Origin of the sequence: Micromonospora polyrhachis (assembly GCF_014203835.1) — a bacterium.
Classification (GTDB): domain Bacteria; phylum Actinomycetota; class Actinomycetes; order Mycobacteriales; family Micromonosporaceae; genus Micromonospora_H; species Micromonospora_H polyrhachis.
In genome coordinates, this window is record NZ_JACHJW010000001.1 from 3,888,126 (window position 1) to 3,905,621 (window position 17,496).

Annotated in this window: 17 protein-coding genes; 9 read left to right on the forward strand and 8 right to left on the reverse strand. The window is 69.4% G+C overall.

The window, feature by feature from the left end; translation table 11 throughout:
* Positions 1–7: 7 nt before the first annotated feature.
* Both FHR38_RS17005 and FHR38_RS17010 read right to left on the reverse strand, forming a co-directional pair.
* On the reverse strand, positions 8–778 hold the full coding sequence (locus FHR38_RS17005; protein WP_184539784.1) for a class I SAM-dependent methyltransferase: 771 nt from the start codon (positions 776–778) through the stop codon (positions 8–10).
* 19 nt (positions 779–797) lie between these two features.
* Positions 798–1,562, reverse strand: coding sequence for an SDR family oxidoreductase (locus tag FHR38_RS17010; protein WP_184535597.1), 765 nt, complete (start codon positions 1,560–1,562; stop codon positions 798–800).
* A 182-nt stretch (positions 1,563–1,744) separates the two neighbouring features.
* Between FHR38_RS17010 and mshA the strand changes: the two genes are divergently transcribed.
* The 3 genes from mshA (at position 1,745) to FHR38_RS17025 (ending at position 4,714) form a co-directional block, all read left to right on the forward strand.
* Positions 1,745–3,118 carry a D-inositol-3-phosphate glycosyltransferase gene (gene mshA, locus FHR38_RS17015; RefSeq protein WP_184535598.1) on the forward strand — a complete coding sequence of 458 codons (1,374 nt, stop codon included), beginning with the start codon at positions 1,745–1,747 and terminating at the stop codon, positions 3,116–3,118.
* On the forward strand, positions 3,115–3,669 hold the full coding sequence (locus FHR38_RS17020; RefSeq protein ID WP_184535599.1) for a type III secretion system chaperone family protein: 555 nt from the start codon (positions 3,115–3,117) through the stop codon (positions 3,667–3,669). The genes mshA and FHR38_RS17020 overlap by 4 nt, the downstream gene beginning before the upstream one ends.
* 103 nt (positions 3,670–3,772) lie before the next feature.
* Positions 3,773–4,714: a hypothetical protein gene (locus FHR38_RS17025; protein WP_184535600.1), complete on the forward strand. Its 942-nt coding sequence runs from the start codon at positions 3,773–3,775 to the stop codon at positions 4,712–4,714.
* Positions 4,715–5,045: 331 nt separating this feature from the next.
* Here the strand turns inward: FHR38_RS17025 and FHR38_RS17030 are convergent, their stop codons facing one another.
* Both FHR38_RS17030 and FHR38_RS17035 read right to left on the reverse strand, forming a co-directional pair.
* Entirely contained in the window at positions 5,046–6,302 is a 1,257-nt protein-coding gene (locus tag FHR38_RS17030; protein ID WP_184535601.1) for an MFS transporter, read from the reverse strand.
* Positions 6,303–6,396: 94 nt separating this feature from the next.
* Positions 6,397–7,776, reverse strand: a complete 1,380-nt coding sequence (locus FHR38_RS17035) for an MDR family MFS transporter (RefSeq protein WP_184535602.1) — start codon at positions 7,774–7,776, stop codon at positions 6,397–6,399.
* Positions 7,777–7,926: 150 nt separating this feature from the next.
* Between FHR38_RS17035 and FHR38_RS17040 the strand changes: the two genes are divergently transcribed.
* Positions 7,927–8,718, forward strand: a complete 792-nt coding sequence (locus tag FHR38_RS17040; protein ID WP_184535603.1) for a phosphoglyceromutase — start codon at positions 7,927–7,929, stop codon at positions 8,716–8,718.
* Positions 8,719–8,775: 57 nt separating this feature from the next.
* Here the strand turns inward: FHR38_RS17040 and phoU are convergent, their stop codons facing one another.
* Entirely contained in the window at positions 8,776–9,417 is a 642-nt protein-coding gene (gene phoU / locus FHR38_RS17045) for a phosphate signaling complex protein PhoU (RefSeq protein ID WP_184535604.1), read from the reverse strand.
* A gap of 413 nt (positions 9,418–9,830) precedes the next feature.
* Between phoU and FHR38_RS17050 the strand changes: the two genes are divergently transcribed.
* Positions 9,831–11,087, forward strand: coding sequence for a sensor histidine kinase (locus tag FHR38_RS17050; protein WP_312882567.1), 1,257 nt, complete (start codon positions 9,831–9,833; stop codon positions 11,085–11,087).
* 64 nt (positions 11,088–11,151) lie between these two features.
* Complete coding sequence (locus FHR38_RS17055) at positions 11,152–11,832, forward strand: response regulator (RefSeq protein WP_184535605.1); 681 nt, start codon at positions 11,152–11,154, stop codon at positions 11,830–11,832.
* Between the two features lie 122 nt (positions 11,833–11,954).
* On the opposite strand, the gene FHR38_RS17060 is transcribed toward FHR38_RS17055, so the two are convergent.
* The gene (locus FHR38_RS17060; protein WP_184535606.1) at positions 11,955–12,767 is read right to left on the reverse strand and encodes a DUF3109 family protein; all 813 of its coding nucleotides are present in this window, start codon (positions 12,765–12,767) and stop codon (positions 11,955–11,957) included.
* 142 nt (positions 12,768–12,909) lie between these two features.
* On the opposite strand from FHR38_RS17060, the gene FHR38_RS17065 reads away from it, so the two are divergent.
* Both FHR38_RS17065 and FHR38_RS17070 read left to right on the forward strand, forming a co-directional pair.
* A complete protein-coding gene (locus FHR38_RS17065) occupies positions 12,910–13,851 on the forward strand; it encodes a Ppx/GppA phosphatase family protein (protein ID WP_184535607.1) in 942 nt (313 codons plus the stop codon).
* 144 nt (positions 13,852–13,995) lie between these two features.
* Positions 13,996–14,856 carry a sugar phosphate isomerase/epimerase family protein gene (locus FHR38_RS17070; protein ID WP_312882218.1) on the forward strand — a complete coding sequence of 287 codons (861 nt, stop codon included), beginning with the start codon at positions 13,996–13,998 and terminating at the stop codon, positions 14,854–14,856.
* A gap of 127 nt (positions 14,857–14,983) precedes the next feature.
* Here FHR38_RS17070 and FHR38_RS17075 read toward each other — a convergent pair whose 3' ends face one another.
* The gene (locus FHR38_RS17075) at positions 14,984–15,538 is read right to left on the reverse strand and encodes a CGNR zinc finger domain-containing protein (RefSeq protein WP_184535608.1); all 555 of its coding nucleotides are present in this window, start codon (positions 15,536–15,538) and stop codon (positions 14,984–14,986) included.
* Between the two features lie 183 nt (positions 15,539–15,721).
* Here FHR38_RS17075 and FHR38_RS17080 point away from each other — a divergent pair, with 183 nt between their 5' ends.
* The gene (locus tag FHR38_RS17080) at positions 15,722–16,642 is read left to right on the forward strand and encodes a proline dehydrogenase family protein (protein WP_184535609.1); all 921 of its coding nucleotides are present in this window, start codon (positions 15,722–15,724) and stop codon (positions 16,640–16,642) included.
* A gap of 124 nt (positions 16,643–16,766) precedes the next feature.
* Here FHR38_RS17080 and FHR38_RS17085 read toward each other — a convergent pair whose 3' ends face one another.
* The gene (locus tag FHR38_RS17085; protein WP_184535610.1) at positions 16,767–17,345 is read right to left on the reverse strand and encodes an SgcJ/EcaC family oxidoreductase; all 579 of its coding nucleotides are present in this window, start codon (positions 17,343–17,345) and stop codon (positions 16,767–16,769) included.
* Positions 17,346–17,496: the final 151 nt, after the last annotated feature.

Genomic DNA, 17,496 nt, shown 5'->3' on the forward strand with positions numbered 1-17,496 from the left:
CGGTGGATCAGCGGGGTGCGACGGCGGACCAGTCGACGGTGATCTCGCCGAGCCGCCACCGGTTCGGTCGGTCCCGCACCGGCCAGCCAGCCACCCGTACGGCTGTGACGGCGTGCAGCCAGCGTTGACGCGGGCCGAAGGTGGCGTACGGGGCGGCGTCGCGCCAGCCGTCGTCGAGCGCCCGGAGCAGGGCATGCACTCCCTCGCCGGGTACGTTGCGGTGGATCAGTGCCTTGGGTAGCCGCTCGGCCAGGGCCGCCGGACTGTCGAGTGTGGACAGCCTGGCAGCCAGGGTCAGCGAGCGTGGGCCGGTGGCGTCGATGAGCAGCCAACTGGCCAGCCGGCCCAGCTCGTCGCAGGTGCCCTCGACGATTACCCCGTCGGGCGCGAGCGCGTCGATCATCGTCTGCCACGCCGAGGCGACCTGCGACTCGTCGTACTGGCGGAGGACGTTGAAGGTACGGACGAGGGCAGGACGGAGCCCGGCCAGCTCGAAGCCGCCCCGGGCGAAGGTCAGGCCGGGTGGGTCGGCGGCGGGCGCGGCGGCGGCGACGCGTACCGGATCGATCTCCAGCCCGACCACCCGGATGTCCGGGCGGACCGCGGCGGCCAGCCGGCCGCGCAGCTCCACGGCGGTGATCGGGGTGGCGCCGTAGCCGAGATCCACCACCAGCGGGTCGGTGGCGTCGCGTAGCAGGTCACCGCAGCGCCACGCGATCCAGTTGTCCACCCGGCGCAGCCGGTTGGGGTTGGTGGTGCCTCGGGTGACCACTCCCATCGGCCGGCGGGTGGTCACGTCAGCGCACCCGGTGCACCTTGTGCTGGGCGGCCTGGGCCAGTGGGCGGACCACCAACCGGTCCACGTTGACGTGGTGCGGCCGGGTGGCACACCAGGCCACGCAGTCCGCCACGTCCTCGGCGACCAGCGGCTCGGCGACCCCGTCGTAGACGGCCGCCGCCCGCTGCGCGTCACCGTCGAAGCGGACCAGCGAGAACTCGTCGGTCTGGACCATGCCCGGGTCGATTTCGATCACCCGGACGGGTCGCCCGCAGAGTTCCAGCCGCAGGGTGCCGGCCACCGCCGTCTGCGCGTGCTTGGCGGCCGTGTAGCCGCCACCGCCCTCGTAGACGGTGAAACCGGCGGTCGAGCTGATCACCACGATGGCGCCGGCTCCGGACGCCTCCAGGGCGGGCAGCAGTGCCTGGGTGACCCGGAGCGTGCCGAGCACGTTCACGTCGTACATCCACTGCCAGTCGCCGATCGAGCCCGACTCGACCGGGTCCAGCCCACGTGCCCCACCGGCGTTGTTGACCAGCAGGGTGACCGGGCCGGGCAGGCTGCGCGCGGTTTCGGCCAGTGCGGCCACCGACTCGTCCGAGGTCACGTCACACACCACTGCGGTCGCCGTGCCACCGGCCGAAGTGATCTCCTCGACCAGGATGTCGAGCCGGTCCTTGCGGCGGGCGGCGGCGAGCACGTGGAAACCCTCGGCTGCCAGCCGGCGGGCGGTCGCGGCACCGATCCCGCTGGAAGCGCCGGTGACGATCGCGATAGGGATCATCGGACCATTCTTTACCACCGGTTGCTGCCCCCCGGCCATCTGGCGTCGGGATGAGGTCGGTCACCTCCCGCGGACGCCCGGAAGCATGCTCATCACTCGATCGGGAAGATGACGTCCGGCTGCGAGGTTGATTCAGAACGCCGGTCGTGCGAACGGCATATCACGTGACAAGAGGAGCGGATGTGTTGGAGAAGCACACCGGCGTAGCCCGTCAGCGGGGCACCCAGCCATGGCCGACGCCCCGACGGATCGCCACGATCTCCGTACACACCTCGCCGCTGGATCAGCCCGGCACCGGGGACGCGGGGGGCATGAACGTCTACGTCGTCGAGGTCGCCCGTCGACTGGCGGATGCCGGCGTCGAGGTGGAGATCTTCACCCGGGCCACCGCGAGTGACCTGCCGCCCCTGGTGGAGATGGCCCCTGGCGTACATGTCCGGCATGTCACCGCCGGCCCGTTCGAAGGGCTGGCCAAGGAGGAGCTGCCCGGCCAGCTCTGCGCCTTCACGGCCGGGGTACTGCGGGCCGAGGCGGCCCGGCCGCCCGGCTTCTACGACCTGATCCACTCACACTACTGGCTCTCCGGGCAGGTCGGCTGGCTGGCCAAGGAACGGTGGGGGGTGCCGCTGGTGCACACCGCGCACACCCTCGCCAAGGTCAAGAACGCGCAGCTCGCCGCCGGGGACCGGCCCGAACCGAAGGCCCGGCTGATCGGCGAGGAACAGGTGGTGGCCGAGGCCGACCGGCTGGTCGCCAACACCGGCAGCGAGGCCGACGAGCTGATCAAGCACTATGGTGCCGACCCGGCCGAGGTGACAGTGGTCGAGCCGGGTGTGGACCTGGACCGGTTTACCCCACCCCCCGCCGGGGACCGGGCCGTTGCCCGGCTCGTCGCCCGCCGTCGGCTCGGGCTGCCACCCCACGGGTACGTCGTCGCGTTCGTCGGCCGGATTCAGCCGCTCAAGGCACCCGATGTGCTGCTCCGGGCCGTTGCCGCACTGCGCCGACGTGACCCACGGCTGGCGGCGGAGTTGACCGTGGCGATCGTCGGCGGCCCCAGCGGCAGTGGACTGGATCGACCCACCGCGTTGATCGAGTTGGCCGCCTCGCTGGGGATCTCGGACACCGTACGGTTCCTGCCGCCGCAGACCGGCGACGACCTGCCGGCCGTCTACCGCGCGGCGGACGTGGTGGCGGTGCCGTCGTACAACGAGTCCTTCGGGCTGGTCGCCTTGGAGGCGCAGGCGTGCGGTACTCCGGTGCTCGCCGCTGCGGTGGGTGGTCTGGTCACCGCCGTCCGGGATGGGGTCAGCGGGGTGCTCGTCGACGGCCACGATGCGGAGGACTGGGCCCGGGCGCTCGGCACCCTGCTCACCGAGCCGCGTCGCCGGGCGGAACTGTCCCGTGGGGCGGTTCGGCACGCGAGTGACTTCTCCTGGGCCCGTACCGCCTCCGGGCTGCTGACCGTCTACCGTGAGGCGGTGGCGGAGCACCGGAGCAGACTCGTGTCGAAGTTCTCCGATGGCTCGACCGTGCAGCCGGCAGGTGCCTGTTGACCGGGTCGGCGAGCAGGGGCGAGGTTGCCGGGCGGCGGGGCGAGGTTGCCGCGCTCATCGAGGCGGTCTGTGCCGACCGGGAGTTGGCGTGCGAGTCGACCGGAGAGTTCTCCTACGCGGTCACCCTGCCCGGTACGCACAAGCTGAAGACCGTCTGCAACCTGATCGTCGGTGAGCACGCGGTACGGGTCGAGGCGTTCGTCATGCGGCAGCCGGACGAGCGGCGCGAGGAGCTGTGGGCGTGGCTGCTACGCCGCAACTCCCGGATGTACGGGGTGGCGTTCTCGATCGATGGCGTCGGCGACGTCTATCTGACCGGTCGGGTCGGGCTGACCGGTTTTGGGGAGGATGAGCTGGACCGGCTGCTCGGTGCGGTCCTCACCTACGCCGACGAGTCCTTCGACTCGATGCTGGAAATCGGTTTCGGTACGGCGATCCGCCGCGAATGGGAATGGCGGGTGAAGCGTGGTGAGTCGACCGCGAACCTCGCCGCTTTCGCGCACCTCTTCGAGTCGCCGGAGCCGTCCGGTCCGGGTTTGGACGAGACCTGACGGGTAACCGACGGTAGCGGCGTGGGTGGGTCGGACCTGTTCCGATGGCCTCTGTTCCCCGCCGCCTTGCCGAGGACAGACTGTCGAGGGAGCGTGAGCAGTCATGGCCGCTCAGCGGAGCAGTTCAGGTCGCGGCGGGGCCGCCACCGCGATGAAGAATCGGACAGGTAACCGGACTCCGGACACGCCGATGATCTCGGAAACCGAGATCGGGCGGCTCAAGGTCGACGACATTCGCGGTCGACTCAAGAAGCACGGGGTTTCTGGCATTTCCGCCATGCGCAAGGACGAACTGGTCAAGACGCTCGTGAAGACGTTGCGGGCGGAGGGACGACGTACGGCGTCCGGCAAGCCGAGCCCCGGTCGGGCGGGCAAGACCGGTCCAGCGCGCGGCAGCGCCACGCGAGCGAATACCACGCGAACGAGTGCGGCGCGAACGAGTGCGGCGCGAGCGAATACCACGCGAGCGAGTGCGGCGCGAGCGAGTACGGCGCGAGCGAGTACGGCGCGAGCGAGTACGGCGAAGCCAGGGGCGGCGAAGCCGAGTGCGGCGAGGTCAGGGGCCGCGAAGCAGAGCGTGGCGAAGCCGGGTGCGGCGAAGTCGGCTGGCACCCGACGCAGCACGGCCAAGCCGACGGTGGCGAAGCAGGGCAAGGCCACGACCGGCGCGGGTGGTATCCGCCAGGGCGGGAACATGTCCAGGTCCCTGAAGTACGCCCAGGTGATCTCGTCGCCGTCCGACCGGCCGGAGCGTCCAGGGCGGAGTCTGGTGACCACGAACCATGATGTGATCCAGCGTTGGGCTCGGGCGCGCAACGCCAAACCGGCCACCATCCAGGGCACGGAGCATGACGGCCGTCCCGGTGTATTGACTTTCAACTTTCCCGGATGGCGGGAAGGTGGAAAGATTCAGCAGATCACCTGGGATGACTGGTTTAAGACATTCGATGCCCGTCGGGTCAATTTCATCTACCAGGAGCAGAAGTCCGACGGCCGGCAGAGCAACTTTTTCCGGACCGAATCCCCGGACCGGCAGGATGCTTGACCACCTGTCGGGAATGTCGGGACGTTCGGCGTGGTTGGACCAAGCATGGCTGGTCACGCACAGTGTGATCGGTAAAACATGCGCTGAAGTTGTGTCGGCAAAGGGCCGCGATCTAACGTTATTGCACGCGCCGCGCTCGTAAATGTTCGGGGGAGCAGCGGATCGATCAGATCTGCGCATCGAGCTGGGCGCATAGGGGACGGGTGGCAGACGTCGGGGGACGTTGTCACCTGTAGAACCGGCGGTGTGTGCGGGTGACGCTTACGGGGGTGAGCGTCACCCGCCGCCGTCGGGGCGTTCGTACCGCGCCCGGAGCCGTGAGTTTCGATCCCTACGCGGCCGACAGGGACGTGTCCGGTGTGACCGACCGGATCTTCGTCATCCGCCGTTCCCGGAATGGGCCGGCGAGCAGGTGCCCGCCGACGGCGAGCAGACCCATCCCGGCCGTGATCACCCAGTGCCAGTCGCCCAGGTGCTTCAGGCTGACTCCGCCGAGCGCCGGGGCGACGAATGCCGCCATCGGGAAGACCAGGTAGAAGACCGACTGGTAGCGAGCCCTGAGGGTCGGCGGCGCAAGCTCGGCGTTGATTTCCGCGTTGGGGGGTGCCGCGAGCATCGAGCCGATCGTCCAGATCGCCGAGGCGGCGAGGTAGAAGGCGAGATGGTCGGCGAAGGCCAGCGCGCCGAAGCCTGCTGCGAGGAGTCCGGTCGACACGGCCAGCACCCGGTGCTTGACGTATCCGTCGATCAGTCGGGGCACGAAGAGTTGGCCCACCACGATCAGCGCGCCGCCGAGCGCCACGACTGTCCCGTACGCCGACGGGCTGAGGCCGTCCGCCCGCATCGACAGCGGCATGATGGTCGAGGTCTGCGCGGTCATTACGGCCTGGACCAGGGTGAGCCCGACGAAGACCAGGAACGTCCGGTCGGTCAACGCGGTGCGTAGTCCGGGCCGACGCTGCCTGGCCCGGTCGGTCTTCTGGGCGGACTTCTGCGGCGTGCGATGGCGGACCAGGGTCTCCCGTACCTTCCAGGCGACGATCAGCGCGGTGGCGAGGGTCGCCGCAGCGTCCACGAGGAACAGTGCGGTGAAGCTGGCCCGGGAGAGCAGTCCGGCCAGCAGCGCCGCCGCCGCCATGCCCAGGTTGTGCGCCCAGAATTGCAGGTTGAACGCTCGGGAGCGGCGCTCGATCGGCACCACGTCGACGATCGCGGCGACGAACGCCGGGCCAGGCATGCTGTGTGCGATACCGACCAGGGTGGCGAGGACCGCGATGGTGGCGAGGCTGCTGGTGAAGGCGAGAGCGACCATGAGCGCCACCGTGGCCAGGTGGGACGCGAGCAGGGTGGCCCGGCGCCCCCAACCATCGGCCAGCACTCCACCGAGCAGGACGCCGGCCACCCCGCCGGCACCGTACGCCCCGACCACCAACCCGGCCAGCGCCGTGTCCGCGCCGCGTACCTCGGTGAGGTAGAGCGAGAGGTACAGCATCGCGAACGCGCCGGTCCGGTTGATCAACAGTCCGGACCAGAGGTACCAGAAGGTGGCCGGAAGGCCACCCGCGGTGTCGTGCAGCCAGATCCGCATGCCCCGCACGAATCCTCCAGGAAGGATTATTTACAGTCGATTTGTCGCTGATGACCGTAGGGGCGAGTGGATCTATACGCCAGTGTGTCCCTCGTCACGGGACGCTGGTGAGCCTGCTGGTCGGCGGCTGTTGGTTGGCGGCGATCTCCGGCAGCGTCGCGTCCGGGGCGGGGTGCGCCGTCAATGGCTCCTCGTCCGTCGTCGACGACTCCGGAGCCCGGGTGGTGGGAGCGAGCGGGGTGGCGGTCACCGAACGCAGAACCGCCGCCCGCCGTTCCCAGACGTGCCCGAAGGACAGGTAGCAGACGGCGGCGACGCCGGTGACCACCGCGCAGCCGAGCCAGAGAGCAGAGTTGCCGAGATGTTCGCGGGTCAGGCCGCCGAGCACCGGGGCGAACGCGCTCGCGCCCTGCCAGGAGAGGGAGAAGACGCCCTGGTAGCGACCGCGCAGCGCGGCCGGGGAGAGTTCCGCGACCAGGCTGGAGTTGGACGGGGAGCTGAGCATCTCGCCCATCGTCCAGATCAGCACGGTGCCGGCGTAGAGCCAGGCGCTGCCGGCGAAGGCGGTCAGCCCGAATCCGAGGCCGGTGATGACCGCCGCCAGCGCCAACACCTGGGGCCGGCCCCGGTCCTTGATCAACCGGGGGATGAAGAGCTGGCCGAGGACGATCAGTACGCCGTTGAGTGCGATCACCGAGCCGAAGGTGGTCGGGCTCAGGCCGTCGTCACTCATCGCGATCGGCAGCATCGAGATGTGCTGGAGGAACACCATCGCGATGAGGAAGTTGAGCAGCATGAAGCTGACGAACGCCCGGTCCCGTAGCGGGGTCAGCATGTTGCCGCTGGACTTCGTACCGGACTTCGTGGCCGTGGCCGTGGCTGCGGCCCGGCGCGGTTCGCGGACCTTGACGAAGATGATGAGCGCGGTGATCAGGATGGTGGCCGCGTCGATGGTGAAGACCAGCAGGTAATCGGCCTTGGCGGCGAGCCCGGCCAGCAGCGCGGCGCAGGCGAAGCCGACGTTGATCGCCCAGTAGTTGAGCGAGAAGGCACGCAACCGGTCCTTCTCCGGCACCACGTCGATCATCATCGCGCTGAACGCCGGCCGGGTGCCCTCGGCGAAGAAACCGAGGAGCAGCGCGGCGGCGATCACCATCGGCAGGTCCCGGGCGAAGCCGAGCGCCACCATGAGCACCGCAGCGCCGAGGTGGGCGGTGAGCAGGGTGGGGCGACGGCCCCACCGGTCGGCGAGTACCCCGCCCAGCATGGTGCCGACGGCACCTCCGACACCCCAGGCGCCCAGCGCCAGACCGGCCTGCGACTCCGAGAAGCCGCGCTCCTTGGTCAGGTACATGGCCAGGAGGATCAGGACGAACGAGCCGAGTCGGTTGATCAACGTCCCGGTCCAGAGGTACCAGAATGTCTTCGGTAACCCGCCGAAGGTCTCCGCCAACCAGCCCTGTACTGTCCGCATTGCCCTGTCCCCCGTGTGTAATGACCTACTGCTTTAAAGCGCCTTACAACCTAGTGGTGGCACTTCACGCTGGTCATGCGCTTTACCACGTGGTGGTCGTCACGACGGGTCTGCGCGTGCCCGGCCGCGCGGTCGGGCAGGATGATCCCCATGACTGCGAGCGCGAGGAGTGAGCCCGTCGCGGGCGAGGGGGCCACGGTGGGGACCCTGGTCCTGCTGCGGCACGGCGAGAGCGACTGGAATGCCAAGAACCTCTTCACCGGCTGGGTCGACGTGGACCTGACCGCCAAGGGGGAGTCCGAGGCCCGGCGCGGCGGGGAACTGCTGCGCGAGCATGGGCTGCTACCCGACGTGGTGCACACCAGCGTGCTGCGGCGGGCCATCCGTACCGCCGAGTTAGCGCTGAACGCCGCCGACCGGCACTGGATCGCCGTCCGCCGGTCGTGGCGGCTCAACGAGCGGCACTACGGCGCCCTCCAGGGCAAGAACAAGAAGCAGACCCTCGACGAGTACGGCGAGGAGCAGTTCACCCTCTGGCGCCGGTCGTACGACACGCCGCCCCCGCCGATCGCCGACGGCGACGAGTGGTCCCAGGTGGGCGACCCGCGGTATGCGCTGCTGCCGCCCGAGGTGATGCCCCGCACCGAGTGCCTCAAGGACGTCGTCGAGCGGATGCTGCCCTACTGGTACGACTCGATCGTGCCGGACATCCTCGCCGGTCGTACCGTCCTGGTGGCGGCGCACGGCAACTCGCTGCGGGCACTGGTCAAGCACCTGGACCAGATCTCCGACGAGGCGATCGCCAAGCTGAACATCCCCACCGGCATCCCGCTGCGCTACGACCTGGACGCGTCGCTGAGTCCGCTGGTCACCGGCGGCAGCTACCTCGACCCGGAGGCCGCGAAGGAGGCCGCTGCCGCGGTCGCCAACCAGGGCCGCTGACGTGTTGGAGGGCCCCTTCCTGTCGCATCTTGCCGTGGAAGGGGCCCTTCCTGACACTCAGATGGTGTCGCCGGTGACCCGGTAGACGACCTGCCGGCCCGCGTTGACGGCGTGGTCGGCGTACCGCTCGTAGAAACGGCCGAGCAGGGCGCCGTCGATGGCGGTCTCCGCCCCGTACGGCCAGTCGTCGTGCAGCAGCACCGCGAAGAGTTCCCGGTGCAGGGCGTCCATCGCGTCGTCGTCCCGGTCGAGTTCGGCCGCGAGGTCGGCGTCGGGCCTGGAGAGCACCTTGGCGATCTTCTCGGCGATCCGGTCGGCGACCTCGGCCATCTCCGTGAACACACCCCGCAGTTCGGCCGGCACCGCCGGCGAGGGGTGCCGGCGCAGTGCGGTCTTCGCCACGTGGTCGGCGAGATCACCCATCCGCTCCAGATCGGCGGCGACCTGGAGCGCCGTCACCACGGTACGCAGGTCGGAGGCGACCGGTGCCTGCCGGGCGAGCAGGTCGTAGACCCGGTCGTCCACCTGTCGGTAGAGACCGTCGACCTCGGCGTCCCGGGCGATCACCGCCTCGGCGGCGTCCCGATCCGCGGTCAGCAGCGCCTTGGTCGCCTTCCGCATCGCGGCCCGTACCGCCTCCGCCATGTCCACCAACAACTGGCTGACGATCTGTAGGTCGGCCCGGAACTCGTCGCGCATCATCACATCCTGTGGTCGTCGGGCGGCCCGCAACCCGGCAGGTGCCCTGGTTGCGGGCCAACCGTAGGGCGCTGGAGCGGCTACGAGGTAAACAGTGGTGAACGCCATCGGGCCGGATGGTGAACTCTCGCCGCCGCGCGTCCGTTTTGCCGTTGTTCGCCGGGTCGGTCGGTCAACCCTGGCCCTACGATCGCCACGTGCAATGGGAGATCGTCGCCGGTGTGGCGGGAGGCTTGGCGGTGGGACTCTCCGCTGGTCCGGTCCTGGTGCGTCGTTGGCGGCGGCCACCGCCAGCAGAACCGGCCGTCGGCCGCACCCCCGATGACGCGCGGCCGGAGGTGACTGGTCCCGCCGACCAGGTACGGCCGGCGGCGACTGGCCACCCCACCGATCACGTACGACCAGTCGAGGCCATCTCGACCGCTCAGACCGGGCCGCCCGAGGAGAGCAGTAACAGGGGAAGACCGGCGATGGCCAGCGGTCGGCAGGTCACCCTCACCAACCTGGGTCGTAAGACGATCGACGCGTTGCGGGTCGGAGTCGTGGTGCTCGACCACGACGACAGCCCGATCCTGGTCAACCCGGCCGCCCGTGCGATGGGTCTGCTCCGCGCCGGAGGCGGCCCAGGTACGGTCGCCGCGCACCCGATCGTCCGTACCCTGGCCGGCCAGGTGCGTCGCACGGGCGTGCGTCGCGAGATCGAACTCGACCTGCCCCGGGGCCGCGAGGGGGTTTCCCACGACCCGCTCGGCGTGCACCTGCGGGCGATGGGGCTGGGCGGTGGTTTCGTCGCCGTCGAGGCGTCGGACGCGACCGAGTCGCACCGGGTCGCCCGGGTACGGCGGGACTTCGTCGCCAACGTCAGCCACGAGCTGAAGACCCCGATCGGCGCGCTTCAACTGCTGGCCGAGGCCCTCCTGGACGCCACCGAGCCCGCCCTGCACGCCACCGAATCCGCCCTACTGGATGCCACCAAGCCAACTGGTGCGGATGGCGGGGAGGTGGGACCCACCCCGTCCGAGGACGTCCGGGCGGCCCGTCGGTTCGCCGAACGGATCCAGCACGAGTCGACCCGACTCGGTCGGCTGGTCAACGAACTGCTCGAACTGACCCGGCTTCAGGGGGCCGAACCACTACCCGCGCCCGACCCGGTCGCCGTTGACTGGGTGTTGGCCGAGGTGGTCGACCGGACCCGGACCACCGCCACCGCGCGCCGGATCGAGGTCACCGTCTCCGGGCAGGCCGGGCTCACCGCGTACGGCAGTGACAGCCAACTCGCCACGGCCGTGGCCAATCTGGTGGAGAACGCCATCGCCTACTCGGACGAGGGCACCACCGTCGCGGTGGTGACCCGCGGGAACGTCGAGCACATCGAGATCGCCGTCACGGACCAGGGCCCCGGTATCGCCCCGGACGACGTGGAGCGGATCTTCGAACGGTTCTACCGGGCCGACCAGGCCCGCTCCCGGACGACCGGCGGTACGGGGCTCGGGCTGGCCATCGTCAAGCACATAGCGACGAATCATGGCGGTCGAGTGGAAGTATCCAGCACTCTCGGGGGAGGATCGACGTTTACCCTGCGGCTGCCGGCACGTCCACCGGACGCCTTCCTGCCGCCAACGCCGCCTGTTGAGATCGAGACCGGTCCGGCCGAACAGAGCCAGATCTGACAGTCGATCGACCTGACCGTCAGACTCCGTTCACATCCGTTCCGGCGGAGGAAAGGAAGAACCGTTGAGCCGCGTTCTTGTGGTTGAGGATGAAGAGTCGTTCTCCGATGCCCTCTCCTACATGCTGCGCAAGGAAGGGTTCGAGGTGTCCGTCGCGGCCACCGGGCCGGAGGCACTTACCGAGTTCGACCGGACCGGCGCGGACATCGTGCTGCTCGACCTGATGCTGCCTGAGATGTCCGGTACTGAGGTGTGTCGTGAGCTTCGGCAACGGTCGCGCGTGCCGATCATCATGGTCACCGCCCGGGACAGCGAGATCGACAAGGTGGTCGGGCTGGAGATCGGAGCCGACGACTACGTCACGAAGCCGTACTCGCCGCGCGAACTGGTGGCCCGGATCCGGGCGGTACTGCGTCGGCACTCCACCGAGGCGGCCGACGCCACCCCGACCCTGGCAGCCGGCCCGGTACGGATGGACGTCGAGCGGCATGTGGTGACCGTCGACGGCAGCGTCGTACAGCTTCCGCTCAAGGAGTTCGAGCTGCTGGAGTTGCTGCTGCGCAACGCCGGCCGGGTGTTGACCCGGGGGCAGCTCATCGACCGGGTCTGGGGGGCCGACTACGTCGGCGACACCAAGACCCTCGACGTACACGTCAAGCGACTGCGTTCCAAGATCGAGCCGGAGCCGTCCGCGCCGCGCTTCATCGTCACCGTCCGGGGGCTGGGCTACAAGTTCGAGCCGTGAGCCGTGAGCCGTGAGCCGTGAGCCGGGGTGCAGGGGTGTGGTGAGCGGTGAGCCGGGGTGCGGGTGAGGTGTAGGGAAGGGCCCTTTCCCAGACGGAAAGCGATCGGAAGGGGCCTTCCCCCCTACAGCTCAGTGGTGGCGGGGTGTGGGGCTACCAGGCCCAGGCGGGCGCGTTCGGCGCAGAGATCGGCCAGTTTGGCGTACGCCGCCGCGCCGATCAGCGCCGTCAACTCCGGCCCGTACGACAGGTACATGGCCTCCGTACCGACGTGCGCCTCCGGCGACGAGGTGCACCACCAGTCGAGGTCGTGGCCGCCCGACCCCCAGCCCCGTCGGTCGAACTCGGACAGCGTCGAGACCAGCACCTTCGTGCCGTCGGGGCGCTCGGACCAGTCCTGGTCCCGGCGTACCGGCAGCTGCCAGCAGACATCCGGCTTGTATTCCAGCGGGTGTACGCCGTCGCGCAGCGCCTGGGCGTGCAGCGCGCAGCCCCCACCACCGACGAAGTCGGCGTCGTTGAGGAACACGCACGGCCCCTCCTCACCCTGGGTGGCGGTACGCCGGGCCGGGCTCTTCCCGTCGATCGTGTCCAGTTCCGTGTAGTTGCTGAACCCGCGCCGGTAGTGCTGCCAGGTCTTCGAGGTGAGCCGCTTGGCAGCGGCCCGTACCCGCTTCTCGTCGTCCGCGTCGGTGAAGAACGCACCGTGTGAGCAGCAACCGTCGGCCGCCCGGCCCGCGATGATGCCGTGGCACGCCTTCCCGAAGACGCACGTCCACCGGGACAGCAGCCAGGTCAGGTCGGCGCGGATCAGGTGCTCGCCGTCGGCCGGATCGACGAACTCGATCCACTCCCGGGGAAAGTCGAGGGCCACCTCCCGGCTCCGGGGATCCCCTGGATCCTCGACGAGTACGCGGAGCTGCTTGCGGCTGGACACCTGGTCAGCGTACGCCCGGAGGGTCCTCGGAGCCCGCTGGCTGGGGTTTCGTGGCGAGCTGTTCGCCAATCGTCGCCACGGGCGTAACCGGTCGGCGCTTCGGTCGCTCTGGTCGGTGAGGCCGGCTGGCTAGTCTGCTCGGATGCGGCTGGGTGTGCTCGACGTCGGCTCCAACACGGTCCATCTGCTGGTGGTGGAGGCCCGTCCCGGTGCTCATCCGTGGCCCGCGCACTCGGAGAAGAGCATGCCGCGCCTGGCCGAACGGATCGGGCCGGACGGGGCGTTGACCCCGGCGGGCATCGACGCCCTGGTGACCGCGGTCGCCGAGGCGAAGGCGTCGGCGGACCGGCTGGACATCGAGGACCTGGTCGCGTTCGCCACGTCGGCGGTGCGGGACGCCACCAACTCGGCGTGGGTCCTGGACCGGGTACGCGGAGAGACCGGTGTGCACCTGCGGGTGCTCTCCGGTGCGGACGAGGCGCGGATGACCTTCCTCGCGGCCCGGCGCTGGTTCGGGTGGTCGGCCGGTCGGCTGCTGGTGCTGGACATCGGCGGCGGCTCGCTGGAGGGAGCGGCGGGTATCGACGAGGACCCCGCTGTGGCACTGTCGCTGCCGCTCGGTGCCGGGCGGTTGACCCGGGAATGGCTCGGGCCGGAACCCGGCGGGGGCGCGCCGTCGGCCAAGGCCGTCGAAGACCTTCGGGAGTACGTCGACGCGGCGCTGCGGCCGATGGTGACGGAGCTGACCCGGGTCGGCTGGGACAGGCCGGTGGCCACCTCGAAGACGTTCCGCATGTTGGCCCGGTTGGCCGGGGCGGCACCTTCCGGGGCGGGACTCTGGGTCCGACGGAAGCTGACCCGGAGTGATCTGCGTCAGGTGCTCGACTTCACCCGGCACATCCCACCCGCCCGACTGGTCGAGCTGGACGGGGTGAACGCCGGTCGGGCTCCCCAACTGCTGGCTGGTGCGGTGGTGGCCGAGACCGTCATGCGCCGGCTCGGCGTGCAGTCGTTGGACATCTGCCCGTGGGCGTTGCGGGAGGGCATGATCCTGGATCGGCTGGCGCACCTCGCCGCGCCGTGACGGCGGCTGCGCTCTGTCAACCCGTGACGGCCACCACGTATGGTGGGGTCGACCTGCGCCGGGAGGATCCCTGAACGGTAGGTAGTGGCCGTTTTAGGATGATCATTCCGGTGCTGCGAGCGGATCAGAGCTACCCTGATAACCGTGACTTCTCGTGTGCCCTTCGCAGATTCCGAGGCGGCCGCAGACCACCCTCGCCGCCCCCGTATTCCCGTTCTCCTCTCCAGCTCGTCGGTGTTCCCCGAACCGACGGCGGCTGCCTTCGAGATGGCCGCCACCCTCGGCTACGACGGCGTCGAGGTCATGGTGTGGACCGACAAGGTCAGCCAGGACGCGGGCGCGCTGCGCGGACTCGCCGACCATTACGGCGTGTCGATCGGCTCGATCCACGCCCCGTGCCTGCTGGTGACGCAACGAGTCTGGAGTTCCGACCCGTGGGAGCGGCTGCGCCGGTCGGCTGTGTTGGCCGAGACGCTGGGCGCCCCCACCGTCGTCGTACATCCGCCGTTCAGCTGGCAGCGGGACTATGCCCGCACCTTCGCAGACGGGCTGAACCGGCTCACCGCCCAGCATCCGGACGTACGGTTCGCGGTGGAGAACATGTTTCCGGTCCGGATGGCGGGCCGGACGTTCGTGCCGTACCAGCCGGGCTGGGATCCGACCGACATCGGATACGACGCCTACACCCTCGACCTGTCGCACTGCGCCGCGGCGCATACCGACGCGTTCGAGCTGGCCGACCGGATGGGGGACCGGCTGACCCACATCCACCTCGGCGATGGCACCGGCGAGGGGCGGGACGAGCACCTGGTGCCCGGCCGGGGCAACCAACCCTGTGGTGAGCTGCTGGCGTCGCTTGCCGGGCGGGGCTTCACCGGGTCGGTGGCGGTCGAGGTGGCGACCCGTCGGGCGAAGAGCCGGGCGGTCCGGGAGGCAGACCTGGCGGCGGCGCTGGAGTTCGCCCGGCAGCATCTCGACGTGCCCGCGCCGGTGGCGGCCAACTGACCGCCGCCGGCGCGGGCACGAACCCGGTGTCGGTGGGTCGGGAACCCGAGTGTCAGCCGGTTGGGAACCCGGGTGTCGGAGGGTCGGGAACCGGTACTGGCCGCTAGGACAGTAGGTCGATCAACGCTCAGCCGACCGGGGTCAGCGGTGGCGGCTCGACCATGGCGGCACGCTTGCGGGCCCGATGGGCGGCCACGTGCGACCGGGTTGCACAGCGTTCCGAGCAGAAGCGACGGCAGCAGTTCGACGAGGTGTCCAGGTAGACGTTGCCGCACCGGCGGTCGGCGCAGACCCCGAACCGGGCACTGCCGTATTCGCACAGCCACACCGAGAGCCCCCACACGGCACCCGCGAGATACTCCGAGCTGACCGAGGCACCCCGGCTGGTCACGTGCATGTGCCAGTCGCTGGAATCGTGCCCGGAGATCCGGGGCTGTACGGGAAACGCCTCCAGGAGCGCGTTCAGTTCGGTCACCGCCTCGGCGTCCCGGCCCGAGGTGCCGTACTCGAAGACATCTCTGAGGCGCTTCTGCGCGCGGCGGAAGATCGCCACGTCCCGATCCGAGACTTCGTCCCGCATCCAGGCCTGTTCGTCGGTGAAGAGGGCCTTCAAGTCGTCGAGGTCGTCCAGCGGCGCGTTGACGAGGTCAACTCCGGTCCGGGCGTACGCGTCGAAGTTCACGCGTTCAACCGTAGACGACTTCCGCTGCTCCGGCTCGGTCGCGTAGCCGAGGGGAAACCAGGCGTAGCCATCGGTATCCGGACATGCGGTGCCCGCCGTCCGGCCTGATCCGGGCCTGATCCGGGAGCATCCGGCTGACCCGCTGCCCGATTCTCGACACCCGGTCCGCGTTACGCTCCCTGCATGCTGCGTTCGGTCATTCTTGCCGCTTCCCGGTCATCTCGGATGGAACGCCTTGTCGAAACGGCCCCGTACACCCGAGGCGTCGTACGCCGGTTCGTCGCCGGTACGACCAACACTGACGCGTTGAGTGTGACCCGGACTCTGGTCGATGACGGTATGACCGTAAGCCTCGACTATCTGAGCGAGGACACGGTCACCCCCGAGCAGGCGGTTGCCGCCCGGGACGAATACCTTGCCCTGCTGGCCGCCCTCGCCACTGCCGGGCAGACGCCAGCGGCCGAGGTCAGCCTGAAACTGTCCGCCCTGGGTCAGGGGTTCGACGAGCAGTTGGCCTACGAACACGCCAGGGCGATCTGTGCGGCGGCCGTCGAGGCGGGCACCACGGTCACCCTGGACATGGAGGACCACACCACCATCGACTCGACGTTGGACACCCTGGTCCGGCTGCGGCACGACTACCCGTCGACGGGGGTGGCCCTGCAGGCGTACCTGCGGCGTACCGAGTCCGACTGTCGGGAGCTGGCCACCGTTGGTTCCCGGGTACGACTGTGCAAGGGCGCCTACCGGGAGCCTGAGTCGGTGGCCTACCAGTCGATGCGGGACGTGAACAAGTCCTACGTACGGTGCATGAACATCCTCATGTCCGGCCCGGGCTACCCGATGGTGGCCACCCACGATTCCCGCCTGATCGCCATCGGCGAGGACCGGGCCCGCTGGTTCGACCGCGGGGCGGACGAGTTCGAGTTCCAGATGCTCTACGGGATTCGCCCCGACGAGCAGGCCCGGCTGGCGGCCGAGGGCTACACGGTGCGGCTCTACCTGCCGTATGGCACCGACTGGTACGGCTATCTGATGCGTCGGATCGCCGAGCGGCCCAGCAACCTGGTGTTCTTCGCCCGTGCCCTGACCATGAAGGGGTAGCGCTGGGCAGGATTAGCACCGCGTAGAGATAGCACGTAGAGATAGCACCGGGCAGGGGTAGCGCCACGAAGGAGTGCAGTGCCGCTCGGCGCGGGGGAGTCCCCCGAGAGAGCCGACGCGGGGCTCAGGGCAGCGGCCGTACCCGGGTGTTCTGGAAGGACGTGAACAACCACTTCCCGTGCTGCTTGACCGCCACGTTGGTGTTGATGGACAGTGCCTCCGCCGTGCAGGTCACGTCACCGGGCCAGAGCACACAGCCGGTACGGACGATGACGGCCAGATCCGGCTGCGGGAACCGGACCTGTTCGGTGACGGTGGTGAGTCGGGTGCCCTGCAGGTAGGTGTCGAAGTAGCGCTGCATGCCGGTGGCGATGCCGTTTCTCGTGCGCAAATGGTCCCCGCTGAAGGTGACCACGTCGGCGTCGAGGGTGTGGATGGCGGCGTACGCCGTCCCGTCTCCGCGTGCCCAGGCGTCCTCCTGCTGGTCGCGGAGCTGCCGCAGCGCGGCCAGGTCACGATCGTGACCCGCCGCCGACTCGGCGACGGTGGAACCGGCCGTCGTGATGCCTGGCGTCGTGGTGGCCGGTGTCGTGGCGGTCGCCGACGCCGCGTTGCCCGTGATGGCCAGGCCGACGACGGACACCAGGCCGACGACGGCCAGCAGGCTGCCCAGCCCGGTACGGCGCAAGTGTGCACTGTTCATCGCATCCTCCGAGGTCAACTGGTTTCTCGACGGAGGACACGGTATGGATGATGATCGCTTGCTGGCGACGCCCGAGAGGAGGATCTGGCCGTACCTCCGAGGGGGTAGCCCGGTTTGCGAGAATTGTGATTATCTACAGCAATCAGTGAGC

Excerpts from the sequence above, each read along its gene's own strand:
- FHR38_RS17080 (WP_184535609.1), top strand. The coding sequence starts at position 15,722 with ATGCTGCGTTCGGTCATTCTTGCCGCTTCCCGGTCATCTCGGATGGAA.
- FHR38_RS17040 (WP_184535603.1), top strand. The coding sequence starts at position 7,927 with ATGACTGCGAGCGCGAGGAGTGAGCCCGTCGCGGGCGAGGGGGCCACG.
- FHR38_RS17085 (WP_184535610.1), bottom strand. The coding sequence starts at position 17,345 with ATGAACAGTGCACACTTGCGCCGTACCGGGCTGGGCAGCCTGCTGGCC.
- FHR38_RS17005 (WP_184539784.1), bottom strand. The coding sequence starts at position 778 with ATGGGAGTGGTCACCCGAGGCACCACCAACCCCAACCGGCTGCGCCGG.
- FHR38_RS17065 (WP_184535607.1), top strand. The coding sequence starts at position 12,910 with ATGCGGCTGGGTGTGCTCGACGTCGGCTCCAACACGGTCCATCTGCTG.
- FHR38_RS17030 (WP_184535601.1), bottom strand. The coding sequence starts at position 6,302 with ATGCGGATCTGGCTGCACGACACCGCGGGTGGCCTTCCGGCCACCTTC.
- FHR38_RS17035 (WP_184535602.1), bottom strand. The coding sequence starts at position 7,776 with ATGCGGACAGTACAGGGCTGGTTGGCGGAGACCTTCGGCGGGTTACCG.
- FHR38_RS17010 (WP_184535597.1), bottom strand. The coding sequence starts at position 1,562 with ATGATCCCTATCGCGATCGTCACCGGCGCTTCCAGCGGGATCGGTGCC.
- FHR38_RS17025 (WP_184535600.1), top strand. The coding sequence starts at position 3,773 with ATGGCCGCTCAGCGGAGCAGTTCAGGTCGCGGCGGGGCCGCCACCGCG.
- phoU (WP_184535604.1), bottom strand. The coding sequence starts at position 9,417 with ATGCGCGACGAGTTCCGGGCCGACCTACAGATCGTCAGCCAGTTGTTG.